General features: G+C 43.1%; 19 protein-coding genes. 7 read left to right on the top strand and 12 right to left on the bottom strand.

Going from position 1 to position 17,021, the window contains the following annotated elements; all coding sequences use genetic code 11:
- The first annotated feature begins 31 nt into the window (after nucleotides 1–31).
- Nucleotides 32–1,912 (top strand): potassium transporter Kup, encoded by a 1,881-nt coding sequence (locus tag LXF01_RS15250; RefSeq protein ID WP_078193161.1) that lies wholly within the window; start codon nucleotides 32–34, stop codon nucleotides 1,910–1,912.
- Between the two features lie 203 nt (nucleotides 1,913–2,115).
- Here LXF01_RS15250 and LXF01_RS15245 read toward each other — a convergent pair whose 3' ends face one another.
- The gene (locus LXF01_RS15245; RefSeq protein ID WP_233944673.1) at nucleotides 2,116–2,784 is read right to left on the bottom strand and encodes a hypothetical protein; all 669 of its coding nucleotides are present in this window, start codon (nucleotides 2,782–2,784) and stop codon (nucleotides 2,116–2,118) included.
- A 263-nt stretch (nucleotides 2,785–3,047) separates the two neighbouring features.
- Between LXF01_RS15245 and LXF01_RS15240 the strand changes: the two genes are divergently transcribed.
- Nucleotides 3,048–4,136 carry a DNA/RNA non-specific endonuclease gene (locus LXF01_RS15240; RefSeq protein WP_168378985.1) on the top strand — a complete coding sequence of 363 codons (1,089 nt, stop codon included), beginning with the start codon at nucleotides 3,048–3,050 and terminating at the stop codon, nucleotides 4,134–4,136.
- 117 nt (nucleotides 4,137–4,253) lie between these two features.
- The gene (locus tag LXF01_RS15235; RefSeq protein ID WP_180002780.1) at nucleotides 4,254–4,502 is read left to right on the top strand and encodes a hypothetical protein; all 249 of its coding nucleotides are present in this window, start codon (nucleotides 4,254–4,256) and stop codon (nucleotides 4,500–4,502) included.
- A 97-nt stretch (nucleotides 4,503–4,599) separates the two neighbouring features.
- Here the strand turns inward: LXF01_RS15235 and aqpZ are convergent, their stop codons facing one another.
- Nucleotides 4,600–5,286: an aquaporin Z gene (gene aqpZ, locus LXF01_RS15230; protein ID WP_180002782.1), complete on the bottom strand. Its 687-nt coding sequence runs from the start codon at nucleotides 5,284–5,286 to the stop codon at nucleotides 4,600–4,602.
- 165 nt (nucleotides 5,287–5,451) lie between these two features.
- The gene (locus LXF01_RS15225) at nucleotides 5,452–6,462 is read right to left on the bottom strand and encodes an AraC family transcriptional regulator (RefSeq protein ID WP_233944672.1); all 1,011 of its coding nucleotides are present in this window, start codon (nucleotides 6,460–6,462) and stop codon (nucleotides 5,452–5,454) included.
- Between the two features lie 111 nt (nucleotides 6,463–6,573).
- Between LXF01_RS15225 and LXF01_RS15220 the strand changes: the two genes are divergently transcribed.
- Nucleotides 6,574–7,194: a hypothetical protein gene (locus LXF01_RS15220; protein WP_180084404.1), complete on the top strand. Its 621-nt coding sequence runs from the start codon at nucleotides 6,574–6,576 to the stop codon at nucleotides 7,192–7,194.
- Between the two features lie 374 nt (nucleotides 7,195–7,568).
- Here LXF01_RS15220 and hisF read toward each other — a convergent pair whose 3' ends face one another.
- Nucleotides 7,569–8,327 carry an imidazole glycerol phosphate synthase subunit HisF gene (gene hisF / locus LXF01_RS15215; protein WP_180010577.1) on the bottom strand — a complete coding sequence of 253 codons (759 nt, stop codon included), beginning with the start codon at nucleotides 8,325–8,327 and terminating at the stop codon, nucleotides 7,569–7,571.
- A gap of 113 nt (nucleotides 8,328–8,440) precedes the next feature.
- On the opposite strand from hisF, the gene LXF01_RS15210 reads away from it, so the two are divergent.
- The 3 genes from LXF01_RS15210 to LXF01_RS15200 are packed head-to-tail and all read left to right on the top strand — an operon-like array spanning nucleotide 8,441 to nucleotide 10,477.
- Nucleotides 8,441–9,391, top strand: coding sequence for a homoserine kinase (locus LXF01_RS15210; protein ID WP_111884520.1), 951 nt, complete (start codon nucleotides 8,441–8,443; stop codon nucleotides 9,389–9,391).
- Between the two features lie 27 nt (nucleotides 9,392–9,418).
- Nucleotides 9,419–10,045, top strand: coding sequence for a DUF1294 domain-containing protein (locus tag LXF01_RS15205; protein WP_233944671.1), 627 nt, complete (start codon nucleotides 9,419–9,421; stop codon nucleotides 10,043–10,045).
- A gap of 39 nt (nucleotides 10,046–10,084) precedes the next feature.
- Nucleotides 10,085–10,477: a DUF4870 family protein gene (locus tag LXF01_RS15200; protein ID WP_168378990.1), complete on the top strand. Its 393-nt coding sequence runs from the start codon at nucleotides 10,085–10,087 to the stop codon at nucleotides 10,475–10,477.
- Nucleotides 10,478–10,567: 90 nt separating this feature from the next.
- On the opposite strand, the gene LXF01_RS15195 is transcribed toward LXF01_RS15200, so the two are convergent.
- The 8 genes from LXF01_RS15195 to hisB all read right to left on the bottom strand — a co-directional run bounded on the left by LXF01_RS15195 (nucleotide 10,568) and on the right by hisB (nucleotide 17,019).
- A complete protein-coding gene (locus LXF01_RS15195) occupies nucleotides 10,568–11,455 on the bottom strand; it encodes a DMT family transporter (protein ID WP_233944670.1) in 888 nt (295 codons plus the stop codon).
- A gap of 69 nt (nucleotides 11,456–11,524) precedes the next feature.
- On the bottom strand, nucleotides 11,525–12,256 hold the full coding sequence (gene hisA / locus LXF01_RS15190) for a 1-(5-phosphoribosyl)-5-[(5-phosphoribosylamino)methylideneamino]imidazole-4-carboxamide isomerase (protein ID WP_078190493.1): 732 nt from the start codon (nucleotides 12,254–12,256) through the stop codon (nucleotides 11,525–11,527).
- Between the two features lie 193 nt (nucleotides 12,257–12,449).
- A complete protein-coding gene (locus LXF01_RS15185; protein ID WP_180147274.1) occupies nucleotides 12,450–13,214 on the bottom strand; it encodes a hypothetical protein in 765 nt (254 codons plus the stop codon).
- A 433-nt stretch (nucleotides 13,215–13,647) separates the two neighbouring features.
- Entirely contained in the window at nucleotides 13,648–14,313 is a 666-nt protein-coding gene (locus LXF01_RS15180) for a 3'-5' exonuclease (protein ID WP_233944669.1), read from the bottom strand.
- Nucleotides 14,314–14,465: 152 nt separating this feature from the next.
- Complete coding sequence (locus LXF01_RS15175) at nucleotides 14,466–14,939, bottom strand: DUF805 domain-containing protein (protein ID WP_180009274.1); 474 nt, start codon at nucleotides 14,937–14,939, stop codon at nucleotides 14,466–14,468.
- A 268-nt stretch (nucleotides 14,940–15,207) separates the two neighbouring features.
- The gene (locus LXF01_RS15170) at nucleotides 15,208–15,678 is read right to left on the bottom strand and encodes a DUF805 domain-containing protein (protein WP_233944668.1); all 471 of its coding nucleotides are present in this window, start codon (nucleotides 15,676–15,678) and stop codon (nucleotides 15,208–15,210) included.
- A gap of 130 nt (nucleotides 15,679–15,808) precedes the next feature.
- Complete coding sequence (hisH, locus tag LXF01_RS15165; protein WP_078193147.1) at nucleotides 15,809–16,426, bottom strand: imidazole glycerol phosphate synthase subunit HisH; 618 nt, start codon at nucleotides 16,424–16,426, stop codon at nucleotides 15,809–15,811.
- A complete protein-coding gene (gene hisB, locus LXF01_RS15160; RefSeq protein ID WP_180134820.1) occupies nucleotides 16,426–17,019 on the bottom strand; it encodes an imidazoleglycerol-phosphate dehydratase HisB in 594 nt (197 codons plus the stop codon). Before hisB ends, hisH begins: the two co-directional genes overlap by 1 nt.
- Nucleotides 17,020–17,021: the final 2 nt, after the last annotated feature.

Below are 17,021 nucleotides of genomic sequence, written 5' to 3'. Positions count from 1 at the left end.
CAAAAATCCTGTCTAAATTGAAGACAATTATATGCAAAGTACTGCACAAAAAGCCGCATTGCCTGCCATCACCTTGGCAGCTTTGGGCGTAGTATTCGGAGACATTGGAACGAGCCCGTTATATGCGCTGCGCCAATGTTTCCTCACAGCACACTTGGCGATTAGCGAAGCGTCTGTGCTGGGTATTCTGTCCCTGATTTTCTGGTGCATCATGCTGACGATTAGTTTTAAATACGTCAGCATCATCATGCGCGCAGATAACAATGGCGAGGGCGGTATTATGTCGCTGTTGGCCTTGAATCTACGAACCACACGAATTGCCGAAAACAAAAAAATCTACCTGATTGCCCTTGGCTTTATTGGGGCATCTTTGTTCTTTGGTGATGGGATCATTACCCCCGCAATCTCTGTGTTATCCGCGATTGAAGGCTTAAGTATTGCGACGCCGATGTTTAACCAATGGCTGCAACCCTTATCGATCGGTATTTTAGCGGGGCTATTTTTAGTGCAACGCCATGGCACAGGCACGATGGGTAAATTCTTTGGGCCTTTAACGCTCATGTGGTTTTTATCCATTGGTGGTTTTGGACTATGGAGTATTTCGCAAACGCCATTTGTGTTGACCATGATCAGTCCACATTGGGCCTTCAATTTTGTGGTTCAGCAGCCTTATGTTGCGTTTTTGACCATGGGTGCGGTTATCTTGACGATGACGGGTGGTGAGGCAATCTATGCCGATATGGGGCATTTTGGCCGACTCCCAATCCGCTTGGCATGGTTTATTGTGGTGATGCCGTGCTTGCTGTTGAACTATGCGGGTCAAGGTGCTTTGCTACTGCGTAATCCTGAAGCTTTAGCCAATCCATTCTATATGCTGATTCCTGAATGGGCATTGTATCCAATGATTGCTTTGGCAACTGCGGCCGCGGTGATTGCCTCTCAAGCGGTGATCACAGGGGTATTCTCCATGGTCAATCAGGCGATTCAATTGCGTTATTTGCCGCGTTTGACAGTGAAACATACCTCTGAAGTTGAACGTGGTCAGATTTATTTGCCATTTATTAACTGGGCATTGTTTATCTCGGTGCTGATCTTGATCTTGCTGTTTGAAAACAGTGCGAATTTGGCCAGTGCGTATGGCGTAGCTGTGACCATGACCATGCTCTGCGGTACGATTTTGATCTCAGTTTTGGCTTATGGTTTATGGCGTTGGCCCGTTTGGAAAGTGGCAATATTTGCAGTGCCATTTTTATTGATTGATTTGATCTTTGTTGCATCGACATCATTAAAAATTGCAGCGGGCGGTTGGGTTCCAATCCTGATTGGTGCGGTATTGTTTACGATTTTAATGACGTGGAAAGATGGTCGGGCATTGGTGCTCAATCGACTCGGTAAAGATGCCTTGCCTATTGACCTGTTTATTCGCAGTGTCAGCATGGGTAGTGAAACCAAGTTTGTTCCAGGTGATGCCGTATTCTTGACAGGAACGCCTGAGATCGTGCCTCATGCCATGTTGCATAATATTAAGCACAACAAAGTTCTGCATGAACGCAATATTATGGTTACGGTCAACACCCGAGATGTGCCATTTGTACCCGAAAATGAGCGGGTGATCACGGAAAAACTAGATGATCGATTCTATCGAATCACAATGTTTTATGGGTTTAAAGATCAGCCGAATATTCCTGCCGCTTTGGAGCATGCGTATCGTGAATTGGGCTTTGAATTTGATCTAATGCAAATCAGTTTCTTTATTTCCAGAGACCGTATTATTCATACCTTGGGTGAAGGCATGGCACCTTGGCGAGAAAAGCTGTTTATCTCTATGCAGCGAAATACCAGTCCAGTCAGCGATTTTTATCAAATTCCAACCAACCGTGTGGTTGAGTTGGGCAGTCAGATTGAAATTTAAGACGTAGATTGAACTTTTAGGCATAGATTTAAAAGTTAGACACGAAAAAGCCAGATCAATTCTGGCTTTTTTTTATCTGTAATAATTAAACTTTTTTAGTCCAAAGACATAGAGATCATTCTGTTACTTTTTCCTGGGAGGAGTATGCGAGCAAAACAACAGAATGAAGATGTTGCGTTATTTCATCCTTGAAAATACGCTGATTAGTTGATTGTCGCGTCTACATCTGCAGAGGCTTCAGGCGCAGCTTGGATGGCTTCGTCAGCAACAGGTGCTTCTGGGTTGGCTTGAATTGATGCATCTGCAGGATTTACACTTTGAGTCTCAGGTGCTGCCATAAAAGCATCTTGTTGTGCTTGAGGAGCTTCAGGCAATGCAGCCGATGCGCTATCGGCATTGACTGGCGCTTCTGCAGAAGAGGCAATGACGGGTGCAGCGTTGTTATCCGCTGATACGGCTTCAGGTGTATTGGCCACTGCTGTTTGTTCAGTTGGAACGGACTGCTCTGTAGGTGCAGCAGCTACACTTTGTTGTTCATTTGCGAGTGCATTTTCCGCTTCAGTCACGGCTTGTTCAGCATTTGCAGGGACTGCAGGGGCATTCGGATCGATTTGGTTTGCCTGAGCCTGTTCAGGGTTTAAGGGCTGTTCTGTTGCAGCGGCATTGACTTGTCCGGCAGGAGCTTCAACCAATTGAACTTGGCCACTTGAAACTAAGTCCTGAATGGAACCAGGTTGACCATTCACGGTGGTCACAATTTTGACTTTAGATAAGCTTTCTAATGTATCACCGGGTTGAATCGGCGGCTCTGCAAATGCTGCTGCGCTCATTAAACCTGAAATTAAACCTAAACCTAAAATTTTAGAATGCATAATCACTCCGTATATTTTTATCGCAATTTTTCGTATTTTTACCTTGTCATAATTCTTGAGGCGAATTCAATGAAACATACGCAACTGCTTCATGACCTCCTATAAAGAACTGCACAACTGCGACATAAAGTTACATCAACTGCTGCTTTGTTAAACAATATTTGTGTGATTGTTAAGCAAATTAAAAAAGAAAAGTGTACTAAAATATGCACCCTTGCTAAGCTGCGGAAAAATAGTCCTTTTAGAAGTCATTGTTGTAAGTCATGGTCAAAAAGAAACGCAATTCAGCAAATCCACTTTCACAGTTATTTGGGCAAAATGGCATAAAAGTGCTGTTGGGTCTGGTGGCAACAGGAAGCTTTGCTATTGCTTTCGGGCAAGAAAAAATTCAACAACTTGTTTCCATGAGCAGCAGTTCAAATAGCGCCTGTTTGGACCAATTTTACCGTGAAGTGCCGCCTTATTTGGTCCGTGAAAGCCTGCACAAAAATAGTTTCCCCCTGTGTTTTAATGGCTTTAATGTCATGTATTCAGGAATATCCAAGACACCGCTTTGGGTAGCAGAAGCCTTAACCCCCGCACGGCTGAGTCAAAAAATTCCGCGTGAAGATAACTTTCATGAAGAGACTCGCGTGCCGTCTGAATATCGGGCTTTGCTGTCAGACTATAAATCTTCAGGCTATGACCGTGGACACATGGCACCCAATGCCGATATGCCCAATAAAGCGGCACAGTTAGACAGTTTTTCTTTGGCCAATATGGTGCCGCAAGCCCCAAAAAATAATCAGCAAGTGTGGCGCGAGTTAGAAGAAGCCACACGGGCGATAGTGACCAAACAAAAGCAAGATGTCTATGTGGTGACGGGGCCGGTATACAGTGCGAAAAAATTAAAAACCATCGGGCAAGGGGTGATTGTGCCGACCGCCACCTATAAGGCGATCTATTTGCCGAAAAAAGGTGTTGCCGGTGTGTACTATGCGGACAATACCTTGCGTGATACCGCACCGACAGTCAAAGTGATGAGTATTTGTGCGTTAGAAGAGCTGACTGGAATTAATTTCTTTCCAGAATTAACCGAAGACCAAAAGCGTAATACCTACCGTTTGCCACTCAAAGCCACCCAAGTAAAAGCAAATCAAGATATCGCTTATTTGCATTGGGATGCTGAAAGCCAGTGTGCTGCAGATGTCGCAGAAGACAAGATTTTAAGTTTGCAAAAAGAGTTTAAATCGAGTGGTGGTTCTGTGGGAGAGACATCCATGGCAAGCAGTGAAAATGACAACAATCAAGATGCCTTGGTCAAACAATTGATTGAAGAAATTCTGCAATATCTGCTACAGATTTTGAAATAATTGAGTAGATAATAGCGCTGAACTGCGAGCGATGAAGAGGATCATTGCTTGCAGTTGAAATCTTTTTCACGTATTTCTATTGCTGCATCACTACAACAAAAAAGAAGGATATCCAACATGTTTAAAGCATTTGAAAATGACACAGCGTCGCATGCAATTCATGACTTAACACTAGAAAATGGCCAAGATCGAATTAATATTTATGGCAACTTACAGGTGACGAAAGACCAAGCAGGTTTAGCTGCAGCGAAAGCTTTACAGGCATTTTTCAATGATGTGGTGACCACGCTTGAGGCAGAAACCAACTTAGCTGAAAAAATAGCGCAGGGCGGTGAAGAAAACGAAGTAGAAAATCCATTTCTTTAAAGCTGTGTCATCGGCCGTCGAAGGAAGCAAAGCTCAATTCGGGATGAATGAAAAAAAGCTCACAGATTGTGAGCTTTTTTATGGTGTCTTCTTCTATTTATTCGTCTTTTGCCATCAGTTTATAGATGACCGCACCAATCACCGCACCAATGATTGGGGCTACCCAAAATAGCCAAACTTGTGATAGCGCAGCAGTTTCAGCAAAGAATGCCACACCCATACTACGCGCTGGGTTGACCGAAGTATTAGTGACGGGAATGCTGATCAGATGGATCAATGTAAGCGCAAGACCGATCGCAATTGGGGCAAATCCAGCAGGGGCACGTTTATCCGTTGCTCCCATGATCACAATCAGGAAGCCAGCCGTCAGCACAATTTCAATGACTAACGCTGAGAGCATAGAGTATTTACCTGGAGATAATTCACCATAGCCATTGGTGGCAAAACCGCCGACTCCTGTAAATCCGGCCTGACCTTGTACAATGATGAATAGAATAAATGCGGCGAGGGTTGCACCCAGCAATTGAGAAATAATATAGGGTGCTAGTTCTTTCGCTTCAAAACGACCACCGGCCCACAAGCCGATACTCACGGCAGGGTTAAAATGTCCCCCTGAGATATGACCCAGCGCATAAGCAGCCGTTAACACCGTTAAACCGAAGGCCAGTGCCACGCCTGCGAAGCCAATGCCAAGTTCAGGAAAGGCCGCAGCCAAGACCGCACTACCACAACCACCAAAGACCAGCCAAAACGTACCGATCAGTTCTGCTAAATATTTATTCATTTAAAATTCCATTTGTTTTTGTCATTTGGAATAGATTTTCAATCTTTCACTCAGCATGAGTGCAATATAGTTGTGAAGTGTTGTTTTATTCATTTATTGAATATGCATAGCTTTAATGGATTTTGCTGAAAATCACAATATATAAAATGATAACTGCGTCACATTTTAACTTGCTGCTTCAATTTGCGATAAGCGCCATTGCTGTGGGGTTAAATTTCGCCATTGTTTAAAAGCACGTTGAAATGCACTCTGTTCTGAATAACCCAGCAGTAGCGCAATTTTTTGCAAACTTAAATGTGGGTCTCTTAAAAATTCTTCAGCCATCATACAGCGGACCTCCTGCATGCGTTGCTGATAGGTGCTGCCTTGTTGTTGTAAATGGCGTTGTAATTGTCGGACGGAAAGATTGAGTTGCGTAGCGACATGTTCAATTTGGAACTGATTTTTTTGTAAACCCATTAAGATGGCTTGCTGTAAGCGTTGGTCGATTTGCGTGGTATTCGGCAGCTTTTCCAATAAAGACTGTGCCTGTTGCATTAACAGTTTTTGTAAGGTCTGATCGCCTTGGGAAAAGGGGCGAGACAGTTCTTGAATGGGAATAATAACTTTCGACTTTTCTTGGGAAAATCGAACTTTACAGCGAAAATATTGTTCATACTGAGCGACATTTTTCGGTGCAGGATTATGAAAATGCACTTCGTGTAAATTGATATCTTCAAAACGCATGAATAATTTTAGAAACTGCAGCATTAAGGCAATCGCAATTTCATCGGTCAATTGATTGGCCATATTCATGGGTAAATCATTCCAACCGATCGAGAAAAAATCATTTTGAATATCAATCAGCAATGGACTACCATCGAAGATTAAGCGATGAAAATCATGGTAGCGGAGCAGCGCTTCGCCCAAGTTTTCACAGGACAGGGCAATATACGCAATAATGCCAATATGTTTGGGTTGCACATGTTCAGCAATTTCTAAACCCAGCGCCGGCTTTTGGATCTTTTGATCTAAATCCATCAATAAATCACGCCAAATGGCATAATCAAAACGCTCTAAGTTTTTAACTTTATTCAATTTTTCAGGAATAGCAATGCCTTGAGCTTGGTGATAAGCATAGAGCAAATGGCCCAGTCCTCCATAGACCGATCCTGTATAGTCCTTGAGTTGTTGCATATTTTTTTAATTCTAAATTTTGTCGTGTTTTGTCAATAATATTAAAAAAAACGGTCAATATCTAGCCCTTTTCATTACCTATAGTGGAGCTAAGAAAAGGAGATATTGGTCATGTTAAAAGGTTTTATTGCAGGGTTGGTCGTCGCCAATGCCTTTGAATGGTTCGCGCATAAATATGTTTTGCATGGGACACATCGGTCAGGCAAGCCACGTTTTAGTCCAGTACCGAAAAGCATGAAATCACATTGGGAACATCATCGTGAAGTTCGAAAAACAGATTTTCATGATCATGGCTATGTTGAAGGTGTACAGAACTGGCGCACGAAAAATGAAATTATATCTTTGGCTATAGTTGCAGGTGTATTTACGCCGTTATTTTATCCTGTGTCGAAAGGAATGAGCTTGGCAGTGCTGTATAGTGCTTGCAATTATTATTATATCCATCGTCGCGCACATCTTGAGCCAGAGTGGGCGATGAAAAAAATTCCATGGCACTATGACCACCATATGAATTCAAATCAGGATGCCAACTGGTGTGTGACTAAGCCGTGGTTTGATTATATTTTAGGAACTCGGGTGATCTCCTCGGCGAAATTACAGGAACAGAATCCACTGGGTGTGCTACTACCGACAGCGATTGCCAAGCCATTGTCACACTGGGTGAATCGGGTATTTCCTGCAAAGTGGGTCGCTGAGCGTGAAAAGCCAGTTGCACTGCTTGAAACGGTCTAATATGAATGCACTGAGCGTTTTGACAACAAGCGTTGCCATTCAATTGAGCTGTCGCAATTTGTCAATAAATTATGAATCTACTGTCAATCAAATGCAGTGCAAATGCCCTATATTTAAATCATCAAAAGGCTTGTACACGACGAGTTGATTGATGAAGTTGCTATGTATATTTTTTCATTTGTTTTAAGTATCAGACCAAGTGCTGTAGTTTTTCTTGGTTTATAGGAGCCGAAAAGGCTCCTTTTTTTATGTCTATAGTAAATGAATTGTATGGACGATGCTCTGCTACAACGTCAATGACGTGGCATCAAAGCAACAAGGCAAAAAAAAGAGCGAATCATCGCTCTTTTAAATCTTCATTGAAAACGAATCAATTAAAGACGCATTTCAATGCCTTGTTCTGCTAGATATTTTTTCGCTTCAGGAATGGTGTGTTGACCAAAGTGGAAAATAGAGGCTGCAAGCACAGCATCTGCGCCACCTTTTAAAATACCATCGGCCAAATGTTGGAGATTACCGACACCACCAGAAGCAATGGTTGGAATGGTGACACGGTCATTGATGTTACGCATCAGTTCAAGGTCATAACCCGCTTTGGTACCATCTGCGTCCATTGAGGTTACTAATAATTCACCCGCACCGAAGTCAGCCATTTTTACAGCCCATTCGATGGCATCGATACCGGTTTCTTTACGGCCACCATGGGTAAAGATTTCCCATTTATTATCGCCGGTTTTTTTCGCATCAATAGCAACCACAATACACTGTGCGCCAAAACGCTGAGAGGCTTCTTGTACAAATTCAGGGTTATAAATAGCCGCAGAGTTAATCGAAACTTTGTCCGCACCGGCATTTAATAACAGGCGGATATCTTCTACTTTACGCACGCCACCACCGACTGTTAATGGCACAAATACAGACTCAGCCATACGCTCTACCGTACGGTAAGTGGTATCACGACCATTTGAGGTTGCGGTAATGTCTAAGAAGGTAATTTCGTCCGCACCTTGTTCGTTATAACGGCGTGCAACTTCAACTGGATCGCCTGCATCACGAATATCAAGAAATTGAACACCTTTCACTACACGACCGTTGTCCACGTCGAGGCAAGGAATAATACGTTTAGCAAGCATAATTTTTTCCAAAAATAACAGCCGATTATGAAACTTCGCGACTTAGATGCTACACCTTAGTAGTCGGAGCGGTTATTCTATCAAAAATATGTAAGTTTTTTCGCAGGTTTTCTATGTCGGTTTATACCACTTTGACTTTAAAGGAAGTTCAGGATTTTGCAGCACCTTATGGACTGGAGGTGATTGACCTGATTCCGATTCAAGGCGGTATTCAAAATACCAACTATTTTATTGTTTGCGAAAATGGCACGCAGTATGTATTAACCGTTTTTGAAGAGATGGACGAGCAAGGTGCAGGGGAGCTGGTTCCTGTACTCGAACACTTGGGGCAGGCTGGTCTAGCTGTGCCTGTACCACTGAATCATTCAGGTAAAGCGATTCATAGCTTAAAGGATAAACCTGCACAGATTGCGCCACGCATGCAAGGTCAACATCCCATGCCTGCGAGCTTAGCGCAAGCAGAAGCGATTGCTGTAGCCCAAGCGAAAATGCATGTGGCTTTACAAGATTTCCCTTTGGAACGTGCAGAATATCGTGATCATGCTTATTGGTTACAAGTTTCACGTGATATTCGTCCAACATTAAATGAAGCAGATACCACGTTACTTAACAATCTGTTGGGCTTATATGACATCTTAACGGCGATGTATCCAGACCGTCCTACCGGTTTTATTCATTCTGATCTGTTCCGTGACAATACTCTATTTGAAGGCGATCAACTCAACGGCATTTTAGACTTTTATGAGTTAAATAAAGACGAACTCTTGTTTGATATTGCTATTACTTTAAATGACTTTTGTACTGAATATCCGGATGTACATTTGAATGAAGACAAAGCCATTGCCTTTTTAAATGCCTATGAAAGCGTGCGTCCATTAACCGCAGATGAAAAATCATGCCTAGAGTTATATTTGGCGATGGCGGCGGGTCGCTTCTGGATGATGCGTTTACAGGTGGCACAGAAAAATGCTGCAGAAGGTCGTACAGGTGATGATATTTTGCAGAAAAACCCTGCTGAAATGCGTAATATGCTGATTGAACGATTAAAATTCGTCACTGCATAAATTTTAAAAACAACGAGAGGGAAAAGCATGCGTGATCAAGGACGCTTAGTAGAATGGTTTGATGATAAGGGCTACGGCTTCATTCAACCGAACGATAGCACCAAAGATCGCGTATTTTTGCACATTAAAGACTTTTCCCGTCCCGGCCCACGACCAATCGTGGGCTGCGCGTTGGATTATGCTGTGATCTTAGACGAACGCGGACGCTTTCGTGCGCAGCAAGTGCATTATTTAAAAGCCTCACAAACCAAAGCTACACAACGCCCCAATAAAAAAAATGTGGTGCAGATGCCGCGTCAGGCAGAGCCGATGCAAATCTTGTGCATTGTGTATATCCTAGCCTTGGCGGGCTTATCTGTGGCGGGTTTACTCAGTGGCATGGTGCTGCTTTTTGTGAGTATTATCAATGTCTTGACCTATTGGTTCTATGCTCAAGATAAAGAAGCTGCGCAAATAGGGAACCGACGTGTGCCAGAAAATACACTGCATCTTTTGTCTTTTTTAGGTGGGTGGCCGGCGGCATGGCTGGCTCAGCAACGTTTGCGGCATAAAACACAAAAACAACCGTTTCGAAAAATATATTTCTGTACCATAGCCTTTAACATATTACTGATTTTATGGCTAATTTCACCATTTAATATCCTGCATATCTAGGGTGGAATGATCCGCAAAATCATCATGACGGAGAGCGAAATGAATTATTCCATTGATAAAGATCCAAACCGCCTGCTCACGATTATTTTGTATATTCTTTATATTGTGGCGATTTTTTCTGCCGGCTTGCTTGCGGTCCTCGCGTTGATTATCAATTACGTCAAACGCAGTGATGTGCGCGGCACGATTTTTGAAAGCCATTTCACTTGGCAGATCCGTACGTTTTGGTGGTATCTCATTTGGAATATCATTGCTTTCGTGCCTTTTATTTTTCTGTTCTTTACTGGCAATAATGCCAATGCCTTTGCGGGTGTGGCACTGGGAGCGAGTACCTTCTGCGTCACGGTGATCGGACTGTCTTGGTTATGGATTGTGTACCGTGCGATTAAAGGTTTAATCCGTGTCAATGACAACCGACCGATGTATGAGTGATGCGAGTTCAGAACTTTTTGGAATAAAAATCTTAGCATCAAAAAAGCGACCGTATGAGTCGCTTTTTTGATCTAATAGAGGATGCAGAAATTAGCGTTTCTTTAACCATTTCGGCCGCCATTCACTCACAATCACACCAAGCACTACACACAGTCCGCCAATGAGAGCGAGCGGTGTTAAGCGTTCACCCGCAAGCCGCCCAATGATCGCGGCCCAAACCGGTTCACCTGCATAGATGATTGCCGCCTGTGCAGGGTCAACCATACGCTGCGCCCAGTTCATCACCAGTTGAATCACGGCGCTGGCCAGCCCCAATCCGCAGAGTACAGCGATTAATGGCCATTCAAATTTGGGCAATGTGGTTTCACCTACCAGTGGAGCAAAGCAAAAACAGAACAGTGAGGCAAATGCCAGTTGTAGAACCGTCACTCTGCGCAGATTGACGCGGGGCGCAAAATAGCTGATCAAGATAATTTCAAAGGCAATGGCAATCGAACCGAGCAGCGTAATGATTTGTCCAAAATTGAGCTGAATAGCGCCAAAACCATTACCCGTTAAAAAGACCAAACCAACAAAAGCCAAACACACACCCAGCCATGTCATCAGATGCGGTTTATGCCGAAAACAGAGCCACATAAAAATCGGCACCAGCGGTACATACAGCGCTGTTAAAAAAGCCGATTCACTGCTGCTGATGCTTTGCAGGCCGATTGTTTGCGTCGCATAGCCGATCGCAATCACCGCGCCGATACTTGCGCCCGCAATGACATCATATTGAGAAAAGTGTCTAAGATATTTGAGTGATAAAAGACTCACAGCCAGTGTTGCTGCGGCAAAACGTAGACCGACAAACAGCACGGGACTGCTAAAATTTAAACCGTATTGCACGGTGATAAAACTGGCGCCCCAAATCATGGTAATCAGGATGAGTGCGAGCTGCGGAAACTTGGCTTTCCAAGCAGATTGGACGGTTGGCATGTGTATTTGAATGTTCAAAGTGGAGAAATAAAAAAAGAGGCCCGAAGACCTCTTTTCTGCTCGGGTAAATTATAAGCTTTGTTGATCAAGCAGTAATTGAGCTTCACGAAGGTTCAATGTGCCTTCATAAATTGCACGACCGGTAATCGCACCTAAAATACCCGGTTGGCCTTTTAAGTTACGCACGTCGTCAAGGTTGGTCACACCACCAGATGCAATAACAGGTAAGCCAGAATACGTTGCAAGGTTAACGGTTTGTTCAACGTTCACACCTTGCATCATGCCATCACGTGCGATGTCGGTGTAGACGATGCTCGATACGCCGGCATCTGCAAAGCGTTTTGCCAAATCAGTCGCTTTCACGTCAGTGACATTTGCCCAACCATCCGTTGCCACCATGCCGTTCATGGCATCGATACCGACAATGATATGGCCTGCAAATTTTTTGCACGCTTCTTCAACAAATTCAGGCTCTTTTACCGCTTTTGTACCAATGATGACAAACGAGACGCCTGCATCAAGGTAGTGTTCAATGGTTTCAAGAGAGCGGATACCACCACCAATTTGAATTGGCAATTCAGGCTGTGCTTTAGCAATCGCTTCAACCACAGGCTTATGAATCGGTGTACCAGCGAAAGCACCGTTTAAATCTACCAAATGTAAGCGACGCGCGCCTTCATTTACCCAATGCTGTGCAGTTGCCACTGGATCGTCAGAAAATACGGTATCGTCTTCCATACGACCTTGTTTTAAACGGACACATTTGCCATCTTTCAGGTCAATTGCAGGGATGATCAGCATGCTTTCGCTCCTTGCTCAATCAAATTAAGAATGAATTTGTGCCTAATCTTATCAAATAAACGGCTATTCACTAAATGCTAATATCAGAATTGATGAATTAAAAAAGCCTGACATGTGTCAGGCCAGTGTAAATAGAGGATTGGATTTTATTCTTGGTCTAAAAAAATGCGCTGTGTATTCGCGTTTTTAGTCATTAAACATAAGCGGTTGTTTGTAATAAATCGCTGTTTACGGATTGAAGTAAGGTGCCGACATCGTACAAGCCTTGATTGAGAGCGGTGGTACTTTCACCGACCACTTGAACGAGATCACCGACCACAGGAAGTTCAGTGGCAATCGATGTAATCGGTGCAATGTCATCCAGTAAGGCATCTAAAGTGCCTGAAACATCTTGCACGACACCACCCACACTTGCTAAAGGATCGTTCAGGACGGATGTTAATAATTCGGTAGGATCAATACTGGCTACATAGTCGCCCGTTTCAGCCAACAAGCCAGTTAAATTACCCGTAGTTTCGCCTACTGCATTCAATAGCCCGCCCAGCAATGGCAGGTCAGAAAGTGCGTCTGTGATTGGTGCAGCAACACCACCTATATGATCAACCAAACCTGCAACTTCAGTCACAGTTTGACCGACCACACCAGTTACGCCATTGAGAGCGGTCTGTACACCGCCGAGAAGATCACCTGTCGCTAGTTGATCAGCTACAGCATGTAAGCCGTCACCTAAGGTGCCGACCAACTGATTTTCAACCGTGAGTACTTTTTCGATGGTCCCGCCAATGAGTGGTAGTTCAGTCAGTGCATCTGTTAAGGGCGCTGTTAAGCTATTCACGGTCTCTAAAACGCTGTCTACAGTATCCAAAACAGTATTTAAAACCAGTCCAACCGCTTTACTGATCCCTTGTAAAGTCAGGCTGAGTACACCGCTGATTTTTCCTGTAAATAAGTTCAACATGTCAGGTTCTCCAAGTTTTTAAATTATGATGTGTTATGTATTTGGCAGATTTGTTTTAGCAAAAGGGGACTGATGAAAAAAAATTATGAAAGTATAGAATGAATGAGATAAATCATGTAATTCTGCTAGAAAATCTAGAGAGATCAAAACCTTAGTCGAATAAAAATATAAATGTGTATTAATGTAATTAAAATGAGTTAAATCAAAGATATAAATGTACTTAAAAGGTGCGATTTTATTTTTTTTAGACTGTGCTGTGACTATTTTTAAGGCAATAACGTACTGTTTAAATCTCTAGTGCAAATAAACTGCAAATTCATTGGCACTCTTCAGCCGATCTTTGCACTTGGTCATGCCATAGATTGGGGCAATATCCAGTTACAGAGCGGTTACATCGCTGAATATAAATTAAATCATTAAAATAATTAAGGATTTAAAATTTCATGTGCGGACGAATTCTTAGTTTGAGAGACGTATTGGGAATGGTTTTAGGTAATAAGCCACGTTGTAATAATTCTTCAAAGACCAAAACAGGGGCATAGGCATCGGCAGCGGCATAACGAATTTGCTCCGGACTTAAGCGCTTTTTGGCCCAATTCGAGGTGCTGACCGATTTAGATTTTGGAAAATTCACACGAAAAAGCAGTGCCATGGCATTTTTTAAACCTAAAGGTTGGCTTAAGCCAAAAGAAGCAAAGCACTTGGAGAGTTCCAATACACTATTCAGTTCGATGCCTTTTTTACGAAATAAATGCGCATCATTTTTTAAGCCAAAACCCACTTTAATTTGATCACGATTACTCAAGATTGGTCTTAAAAAATCCCAAGTGCATTCGTTCATTTGAAACAACCACGCCTGTTGCGCCGTCGCAAGTTGGATTAAATGTGGACCGGTAGAGACCTCACCTTTACGAAAAGTCGGCTTAGATTCAGAGTCGAAACCGAATAAGGCAGTCGTCTGCAATTCATCGGCCCAGTGTTGGCATTGTTCTGCATTGTGAATGACATGGATCTGCTCTGGCACTAAATTTTGGAACAATGGAAAATCTTTAATCTGTTCTTTTGTTGGCAAAATAGGTGTCGGTAGAGCATCAGTCATTGTGATTCAATTCAAAGGCTTGTTGTTGCAGACTAGAGAGTTTAGGTCGGAAATGCAAATTCCGAGATGTGGCGTTGAGCATGAGCCATTGACTCATCTGCCTGTCATAGCGCGTTGCTATGACAGTGACGAGGGCACTTAAACACAGTGACTTAAAACAGAAAACGCGCAGTAAATAATACATTTACCAAGATCAGTAAGAATAAACCGATAAAGAGAAAGGCGAGGACCACTTCCCATGTTTTGGATGCACGTGGCTCGCCATATTGATTGGCATTTGCAGACCCAGGGATGAGCATCAGCGCAATGCACATAACGATATTGAGCAACGGAATCAACTCTAAGAGTGCAAACCAGCCTGAGAGATTAAAGTCATGCAGACGACGTACGGAAAAAATCATCAAAGGGATCAGCATTAAAACATTTAGGATAAATCCAATCACTTGCGTCATTGGATTTTCAGCGTGAGCTATTAGGGCATTGAGAGTATTGGGCATCATGCTGACAATCAGCAGCATCAGTATGCTTAGCATGAGGCCATAGAAGACATTCCAACCGATAAATGACATGCGATTAAAGCGACCGTCACGGTTCCAGCCAGAGTTAATATTGGGTGAATTATTCATATTAAATGATCTTAAATTATCGTAAAAAGTATTGTTATCATTCATTTTTAGCCGCAAAAAATTGAGCTAAAAACGACATAAAAATGTGAAAAAGTACAGGATTTGATCCTGTACCAAAAAAGCGCGTTGATTATAAAGGTAAAGTACAAAAAAAGCCCACTTGTGTGAGCTTGTTTGAGTAGATGTATTGCTGTTTAGGACGATCTCGGCGGCATCTAATGATTTATCATTATTGTTGTTGAATCGTGGCTTGTTGAGAGCGGATCACTTAGTTTTGGTAAGACGGAATCATGATCGCAGCAAGTATCCCGACTATAAACACCACGATATACAAAACAGCCAGCATTGTTTCCCAGCCTTTGGTCGGGCGTGGTTGTCCAAAGCTATTACTACCGCTATTACCCGGTGCAAATAACACATAGAGCGCAAACAATATATTCACTACAGGAACTAAGATCAGCAGTGCAAGCCATCCTGAATGGTCTCGGTCATGTAAACGACGGATTAAGAAAATGACGCTGTAATAAATGACGATGGCATACATGATAAAGAAAATAATCATGAGTGGCGTTGACATAGCACCCTCAGTCAGCGCATTTTGCGCACCGGGTATGAGCAGGCCGACCACAACAGCAATTAGCGTAAAAATAATGCCGAGAAGTAGATTCCATGCAAGATATGCGCGACGGCTAAAGCGACCACTGGCTTGGGTCGGTGAGTCAGATGTGAAGGTATTCATTATTATTCCTAGGCTTTGGTATTTTTATAAGTAGGCAAATTCTAAAATGAATATGTAGAAAATAAAAGGATGAAAAATAAACTGTACAAAAAAGCCCACAAGGAGCGGGCTTTTTTGCGGTGAAGGAATTTTAAATATCCCATTCCACAAAGTTTTTCAGCAATTGCAGACCGGCTGTATGACTTTTTTCTGGGTGAAATTGTGTCGCAAACAAGTTTTCCTTGTGAATTGCGGTACAAAATTCCAAACCATAGTCACAGGTAGCAGCGACAATGCTTGAATCTTGCGGCTCTACATAGAAGCTATGTACGAAATAGAAACGTGCATCTTGCTCAATGTTTTTCCACATCGGGTGGCTAGGGTCTGCCTGATGCACTTGGTTCCAGCCCATGTGCGGCACTTTTAATCCCTCTACGTCAGGAAAGCGTTTAACCGAACCTTCAAAAATACCCAATGCATCTGCACCGCCATTTTCTTCGGAATGCTGCATTAGGGCTTGCATACCGACACAGATCGCAAGCACAGGTTTATTAAATGCCGCTTTACGGACCACTTCATCAATGCCTGCATCATGCATGCCTTGCATACAGTCACGCATTGCGCCAACACCGGGGAACACAATTTTATCTGCTTGTGCAATCAGCTTAGGATCATTGGTGACATCAACAGTTGCGCCCACGTGTTCGAGGGCTTTTGCTGCTGAGTGAAGATTTCCCATGCCATAGTCAAGAAGGGCAATACGGGTCATTACAATGTTCCTTTGGTAGACGCAACAGTATTTTCGGCACGCGGGTCAACTTCACACGCCATACGTAATGCACGGGCAAAGGCTTTAAATACGCTTTCAATTTGGTGGTGGCTGTTTTTACCTTTTAGGTTGTCGATGTGCAGCGTCATTAACGCATGGTTCACAAAACCTTGGAAAAATTCAGAGAAAAGATCCACATCAAAAGTCCCGATGCGCGCGCGAGTGAATGGAATATCCATCCAAAGACCCGGACGGCCAGATAAATCCACCACAACACGACTCAGTGATTCATCGAGCGGCGCATAGAAGTGACCGTAGCGACGTAAGCCTTTTTTATCGCCTAATGCTTGAGCAAAGGCTTGGCCAAGTGTAATCCCACAGTCTTCTACGGTATGATGATCGTCAATTTCAAGATCGCCATCACAATGAATATCAATATCAAACAGACCATGTCGCTTGATTTGATCAATCATATGATCTAAAAATGGAACACCAGTGTTTAAAGTGCCTTGACCAGTACCATCAAGATTCACACGAACTCGAATTTTGGTTTCGTTGGTGTTTCTTACCACTTCACTGATACGATCTGTCATAG

The sequence above is a fragment of the Acinetobacter sp. SH20PTE14 genome, from assembly GCF_021391555.1.
Classification (GTDB): Bacteria; Pseudomonadota; Gammaproteobacteria; order Pseudomonadales; family Moraxellaceae; genus Acinetobacter; species Acinetobacter amyesii.
Note: the sequence above shows the minus strand (reverse complement) of the source record. Positions and strands in the feature narration are given on the sequence as shown.

Coding starts and splice junctions, on each gene's coding strand:
- LXF01_RS15250 (WP_078193161.1), top strand. CDS start 32: ATGCAAAGTACTGCACAAAAAGCCGCATTGCCTGCCATCACCTTGGCA.
- LXF01_RS15245 (WP_233944673.1), bottom strand. CDS start 2,784: ATGCATTCTAAAATTTTAGGTTTAGGTTTAATTTCAGGTTTAATGAGC.
- LXF01_RS15240 (WP_168378985.1), top strand. CDS start 3,048: ATGGTCAAAAAGAAACGCAATTCAGCAAATCCACTTTCACAGTTATTT.
- LXF01_RS15235 (WP_180002780.1), top strand. CDS start 4,254: ATGTTTAAAGCATTTGAAAATGACACAGCGTCGCATGCAATTCATGAC.
- aqpZ (WP_180002782.1), bottom strand. CDS start 5,286: ATGAATAAATATTTAGCAGAACTGATCGGTACGTTTTGGCTGGTCTTT.
- LXF01_RS15225 (WP_233944672.1), bottom strand. CDS start 6,462: ATGCAACAACTCAAGGACTATACAGGATCGGTCTATGGAGGACTGGGC.
- LXF01_RS15220 (WP_180084404.1), top strand. CDS start 6,574: ATGTTAAAAGGTTTTATTGCAGGGTTGGTCGTCGCCAATGCCTTTGAA.
- hisF (WP_180010577.1), bottom strand. CDS start 8,327: ATGCTTGCTAAACGTATTATTCCTTGCCTCGACGTGGACAACGGTCGT.
- LXF01_RS15210 (WP_111884520.1), top strand. CDS start 8,441: ATGTCGGTTTATACCACTTTGACTTTAAAGGAAGTTCAGGATTTTGCA.
- LXF01_RS15205 (WP_233944671.1), top strand. CDS start 9,419: ATGCGTGATCAAGGACGCTTAGTAGAATGGTTTGATGATAAGGGCTAC.
- LXF01_RS15200 (WP_168378990.1), top strand. CDS start 10,085: ATGAATTATTCCATTGATAAAGATCCAAACCGCCTGCTCACGATTATT.
- LXF01_RS15195 (WP_233944670.1), bottom strand. CDS start 11,455: ATGCCAACCGTCCAATCTGCTTGGAAAGCCAAGTTTCCGCAGCTCGCA.
- hisA (WP_078190493.1), bottom strand. CDS start 12,256: ATGCTGATCATCCCTGCAATTGACCTGAAAGATGGCAAATGTGTCCGT.
- LXF01_RS15185 (WP_180147274.1), bottom strand. CDS start 13,214: ATGTTGAACTTATTTACAGGAAAAATCAGCGGTGTACTCAGCCTGACT.
- LXF01_RS15180 (WP_233944669.1), bottom strand. CDS start 14,313: ATGACTGATGCTCTACCGACACCTATTTTGCCAACAAAAGAACAGATT.
- LXF01_RS15175 (WP_180009274.1), bottom strand. CDS start 14,939: ATGAATAATTCACCCAATATTAACTCTGGCTGGAACCGTGACGGTCGC.
- LXF01_RS15170 (WP_233944668.1), bottom strand. CDS start 15,678: ATGAATACCTTCACATCTGACTCACCGACCCAAGCCAGTGGTCGCTTT.
- hisH (WP_078193147.1), bottom strand. CDS start 16,426: ATGACCCGTATTGCCCTTCTTGACTATGGCATGGGAAATCTTCACTCA.
- hisB (WP_180134820.1), bottom strand. CDS start 17,019: ATGACAGATCGTATCAGTGAAGTGGTAAGAAACACCAACGAAACCAAA.